This is a genomic window from Lentzea sp., from assembly GCF_035525475.1.
Taxonomy (GTDB): Bacteria; Actinomycetota; Actinomycetes; order Mycobacteriales; family Pseudonocardiaceae; genus Lentzea.
Genome location: NZ_DATLEC010000015.1, coordinates 1 through 5,015, shown reverse-complemented (window position 1 = coordinate 5,015; position 5,015 = coordinate 1). Strand labels below are relative to the sequence as shown.

3 protein-coding genes are annotated in these 5,015 nt (G+C 69.2%); all 3 read right to left on the bottom strand.

From position 1 onward, the window contains the following. Positions 1–1,247: ABC transporter ATP-binding protein (locus VM306_RS01830; protein WP_325510428.1), on the bottom strand; the 1,247-nt coding region annotated here is incomplete at its 3' end. A gap of 243 nt (positions 1,248–1,490) precedes the next feature. Continuing rightward, positions 1,491–2,768 carry a glycosyltransferase gene (locus VM306_RS01825; RefSeq protein ID WP_325510427.1) on the bottom strand — a complete coding sequence of 426 codons (1,278 nt, stop codon included), beginning with the start codon at positions 2,766–2,768 and terminating at the stop codon, positions 1,491–1,493. Further along, positions 2,765–4,978 carry a glycoside hydrolase domain-containing protein gene (locus tag VM306_RS01820; protein WP_325510429.1) on the bottom strand — a complete coding sequence of 738 codons (2,214 nt, stop codon included), beginning with the start codon at positions 4,976–4,978 and terminating at the stop codon, positions 2,765–2,767. Before VM306_RS01820 ends, VM306_RS01825 begins: the two co-directional genes overlap by 4 nt. Between the last annotated feature and the right edge of the window lie 37 nt (positions 4,979–5,015).

Here is a 5,015-nt window from a genome sequence, read left to right as displayed (position 1 = left end):
GCGAACGCGATGTTCTCGCGCAGCGTCCGGTGGAACATGGCAGGGTCCTGGGGCACGTACCCGATCAGGCCGCGCAGGTCGGCCTGGCTCAGTCGGGCGATGTCCTGGCCGCCGACGAGGATGCGGCCGCGGTCGACGTCCATCAGCCGCAGGAGCAACCGGGTGAGCGTGGTCTTGCCACCGCCGGAGCGGCCGACGAGCCCCACCCGCGTGCCCGCCGGGATGTCCAGGTCGAGCCCGTCGAACAGCGGCCCGCCGCCGCCGTGCGTGAACACGACGTTTTCGAACCGGATCCGGGAGTCCTTGACGCGCAACGGTTCCGGGTGCTCCAGGTCGAGCACGGTCGGCGGGTCGAGCAGCAGTTCGGTGAACTGGGCCGCCTCGGTGAGCGCGCTCTCCACCTGGCGGTAGATCTGGTTGAACTCGAACATGATCCGCGTCGCGTTCCCGAAGTAGGCGAACGTCACCACGATCGCCTCCACGCCGAGCCCGTCGCTGACCCCGATCGCGACCACGAGGCCGAGCACGTTGGTGAGCACGGACAGCGGCGCGATCAAGGTGTCGATGCGCAGGTTGTTGTAGTCCCACGACCGCAGTGTCAGCTTCCGCTGCTCGGCGGCACGGGTCCGGTGCTCCGCGCCCTCGCGCCGCTCGGCGGCGAACGCCCGCACCGTCTCCATGTTCGTGAGCGTGTCCGAGACGTGGCCGGACACCTCGGCGATGGCGGCCTCGCGCTGGTCGACCAGCCGCTGGCGGTGGCGGATGAGCGGCGCGACCACACATCCCGTGACCAGGATCAGGCCGATCAGCACAGCGACGAGCACCGGGTTGTAGGTCCACAGCACGACGCAGGCGAACCCCAGCGGGATGAGGTTGGCGAAGATCTTGAACGCCAGCGTGTCCACGAAGTCCTCGAAGCGGAACGCGAAGCTCAGCACCCGTTTGGTGAGCGACCCGGCGAAGTTGTCGTGGAAGAACGCCGCGTCCTTGCCCAGCAGCTCGTCCATCGCGAAGGCGGACAGGTTCTCGATCCCGTGGCCGTCCACGCGGTTGAGGCAGTGCAAGCCGATGCGCCACAACAGTTCCGACAGCAGCATGAAACCGCCGAAGGCCAGCACGTACGGCAGCACGGTGCCGAGGCTCGTGTCGCCACCGCCCGCAAGTTTCCCCACGAGCCCGCCCACCGCCAACGGCGCGAGGTAGAGCTGGCACGTGACGCCCAGCGCGGGTAACACGAGTGCGCCCACGGAGGTGAGTCCGTGGCGCCGCATTTCTTTTCCGTACAAGCGCAGGGCAAGCGGCACCGCGTTCTCGCGGACAGGCTTTTCCGATCCTGGCACGACCATTCGACCCCCCTCCGGATCCCTCGGCTTTCTCATGCTCCCGCAGAGGGCCGGGTGGCAGCGATCGAATATCGCCGCGTGGACGCGGATGGCGGAGTGCCTCGCGGCCTCACCGGCGAGTGGCACCGAGGCGGCAGGCACACGGGTTCATCCCGTTAGGACGACACCCGGGTCGGACGTGGCGAAGAGGCTGTCGAACACCCGGACGCGGTCGAAGGACAGGGCGTGCTCGCGTGCCCGGTCCGCCATGAGCTGCCGTTCGTCGGCCGACATGTCGAGCACCACCCGGTCGATCGCGGCGGCGATGTGGCCGACGTTGCCGGCCTCGACGACGATCGCCGTCCCGCCCACCGCTTCGCCGACGCCCCCGGTGGTGGTCGTGATCACCGGTCCCCCGCCCGCGAGCATCTTCTCGGTCAGCGCGATGCCGAAGGTCTCGACGAAGTCCGGTTCCGGCTTGGTGGGCAGCGCGTAGACGGCGCAGCCGTTCATCAGCAGCGGCTTTTCCTCGTCCTCCACGTCGGTGAGGAAGAGGATTCGATCATTGTCATGAGTGATGGCCTGGAGGTGCTCCAGTTCGGGGCCGTTGCCGGCGATCACGAGCTTCAGCCGTGACTGCGCCCGGCACTGGGCGAACGCGTCCACCAGGTCGTAGATGCCTTTGGCCCGTGTCACCCTGGACAGGAACAGCACGTACCCGTCACGTTCCAGGCCACGTCGCTTCAGGGCGGTGTCCACGAGCGCCGGGTCGAGGTCGAGGTACGCCGAGGTGTCGATCGGCGGGTAGCTGACCGACAGCCGGCGCACGCACTGGCGGGCGAACCCGGTGCCGCAGTGCGTGTCGATGGCCTCCGCGCAGGCGATGATCTCCTGCCTGGTGTACTCCGACACGGCGATCACCTGGTCGTTGGCGAGGAACCGGGTGAACAGGACCACGGCCGCCCCGAACCGCTTCTCGTGCAGGCACGAGCGGATCACGTTGGTGACGTCCGAGCCGACCGCCTTCGCGATGGTGTGGACGTCAGGTGCGTAGCCGGCCGCGCGTGCCGCGTCGACGGCGTCGCGCACCACGGCGTCGTGGGGAGCGAGGTACATCGACACGCACGTGGTCGGGACCGGCTCGGCGAGCAGTTCGACCAGGCGGCCCGTCAGCCCTGCCAGGTACCGGCCGTCGGGTACCCGGTAGTCGCCGACCGGTTCTGGCCGCTCCACGGTGATGCCTTCGCTGTAGGGCATGATCCCGTCCAGCGGCTTGAGCGGCAGACCTGCGGCCTGCAGCACGGGTATCGGCCACGTCAGCAGCCGGACGTCGTCGAAGCCGCGGGTGAGCGCGACCTCGGCCAGGTTGCGGGCTTCTCCGGAGTGACCGCAGATGACCGGGTCGGCCCGGACCACGATGACGAGACGGCGGCTCGGCCTGCTCATGCGCGAGTCCCCTTTCCGAGCGGATCGGACACCGATGGCGGCAGGATCTTGCGTCCCCACTCCGAGGGCTGCGGGCCCAGTTCGAGCAGCAGCCGGCCTCCGGCGTGGACGTCGGACGCGCGCAGGTGCGCCGCATCCAGCGGTTTGCCGTCCAGCCGGGCGGACTGCACGTACTGCGGCGGCGGGTCCGCGTCCAGCCCGTCGGAACTGATGGACGTCTCGCGGTGTCCGCGCGTCTCGATGACGAAGTCGCGGTCCCCGAGGTGCAGGGTGGCGTGGCTGAAGGCGGGCGCGTTGACGAGGAACAGGTTCTGCCCGGCGACCGGGAACAGGCCGAGCGAGGCCCACACGTACCAGGAGCTCAGCCCGCCCGAGTCGTCGTTGCCTGGCAGGCCGCCGGGACCGGTGCCGAACTGCCAGGTCAGCGCCGCGTGCACGATCTCGGCCGTGCGGTCCGGCCGGGCCGCGTAGTGGTAGGACCACGGTGCTTCCATGTCCGGCTCGTTGTTCAGCCCTTCGAACCGGTTCAGCAGGTAGCCGGCCGCCATCTCCGCCGCACCGGGCCGCTTGCCGGGCTGCGTCACAGGCGGGGCGCCGTAGCCGAAGAACGCGTCGAGCGTGCGGACGAAGGCTTCGTTCCCACCGACCATCGCGATTCTCGCGGCCATGTCGTGCAGCAGCCGGAACGAGTAGTTCCACTTGCCGCCCTCGTAGAACGACGAGTCGAGGAGCAGGCCGGTGTCCGGGTCGAACGCGTTGGACCACAGGCGGCTTCGCGCGTCGAGGTCGTCGGCGAGCTGGACGTCGTTCAGGCTCCGGGCGACACCGGCCGTGCAGTGGCAGGCGTAGGCGAGGTCGAGCGTGTGCGAGATCGGGTGCACGACGCCGTGCTCGTAGAAGTCCTCGCCGTACATCCGGCGCAGGTCGTCGTACATGTGCACCAGCGCCCAGGTCCAGTCCAGGTCGCCGAGGCCGAGGGCGTGCACGTCGGCCAGCGCGGTGTGGACCAACGCGCTCGCTTGCCGGAAGAACCTGTCCGCGCCGCGCGCCATCCGGTACCCGATGGGGAAGTTGCCCTCCTCCTCGCAGACCCGGATCAGCGACTCCAGGAGGTCGACCGCCCGGTCGGGGCAGATGGCCATGAGCAACGGCAGCTGGGTCTTGTAGATGTCCCACATCGTGCAGATGTCGAACACGAAGGGCCCGGAGGACGGCCAGAACGGGCTCTCGTCGTCGGCGAAGCACGGCTTGATCAGGGAGTGGTAGAGGGCCGTCGCGAACACCTGGCGCCTGGCGGGTGAGCCGCCCTCGACCTCCACCCGGCCCACGTGGTCGCGCCACCGGTCCTCGGTCCGCGCTCGGACGACGTCGAACGCCGGCGCCCCGTCACCGCATTCGCGGTACAGGTTCTCCCTGGCCTGGTCACAGCCGCGCAGGGAGAACCCGATCTGGATCTCGACGCTCTGCCCGGCGGTCGTGGGTCCCATGTAGAGCATCCCGAACGGGCGCAGCGTGGTCTGCCTGATGCGGTCGAAGTCGAGCCGCGTGCCACCCTCGATCAGCCGGCGGTCGTGCCAGAGCATCTGCCGCCAGCCCGGACTGTCGACCCTGATGTACACCGACAGCGGCACGCCTTCGACGACCACCGTTCCCTGGGCGCAGCCGTTGCCCAGGCTTTGCACGTGCGCGCGCAACGGCACCGTGCGGCCGAGGTCGATGGCCAGCCCGCCGCAGGACAGGTCGACGACGACCCGTGCGCTGCGATGCTCGGGAAAGGCGTACCGGTGGACGGCGACCTTGGCGCCGACGGTGACCTCACACCGGATGCCGGTGTCGAGGGTGGCCGCGTAGTACCCGGCTTCCGCTGTCTCGTCGTGCAGCGGCCAGGCCTCGCCGAGGACGTCCAGCGGCTGCACCATCGGGGTCACCCGCACGTAGTTGTAGTACTTGCGTATCGCACCGGTGCCGGACTGCTGGAAGTGGGTGAAACCGGAGGCCTGCAGCCGGTCGAACAGCTCCTCCGGCTGGCCCTCGGTGTTCTTCGTGTAGAGGCCGTACCCGGTCGGGTAAGCACCGGAGTAGGCGCAGGCGGACACCATGCCCAGCGGGGACGTCGCGCCGGGGTGGGTGTTGCCGACCTGCGCTTTCGGCCACCACCAGGTGGCCGCCAGCCCCTGCGCCGCGGGCAGTGAGGTGGCAGCCGTTCCGATGAAGGGATCAATTTCGTCGAGGATGACGAGACACTAG

Excerpts from the sequence above, each read along its gene's own strand:
- VM306_RS01825 (WP_325510427.1), bottom strand. The coding sequence starts at position 2,768 with ATGAGCAGGCCGAGCCGCCGTCTCGTCATCGTGGTCCGGGCCGACCCG.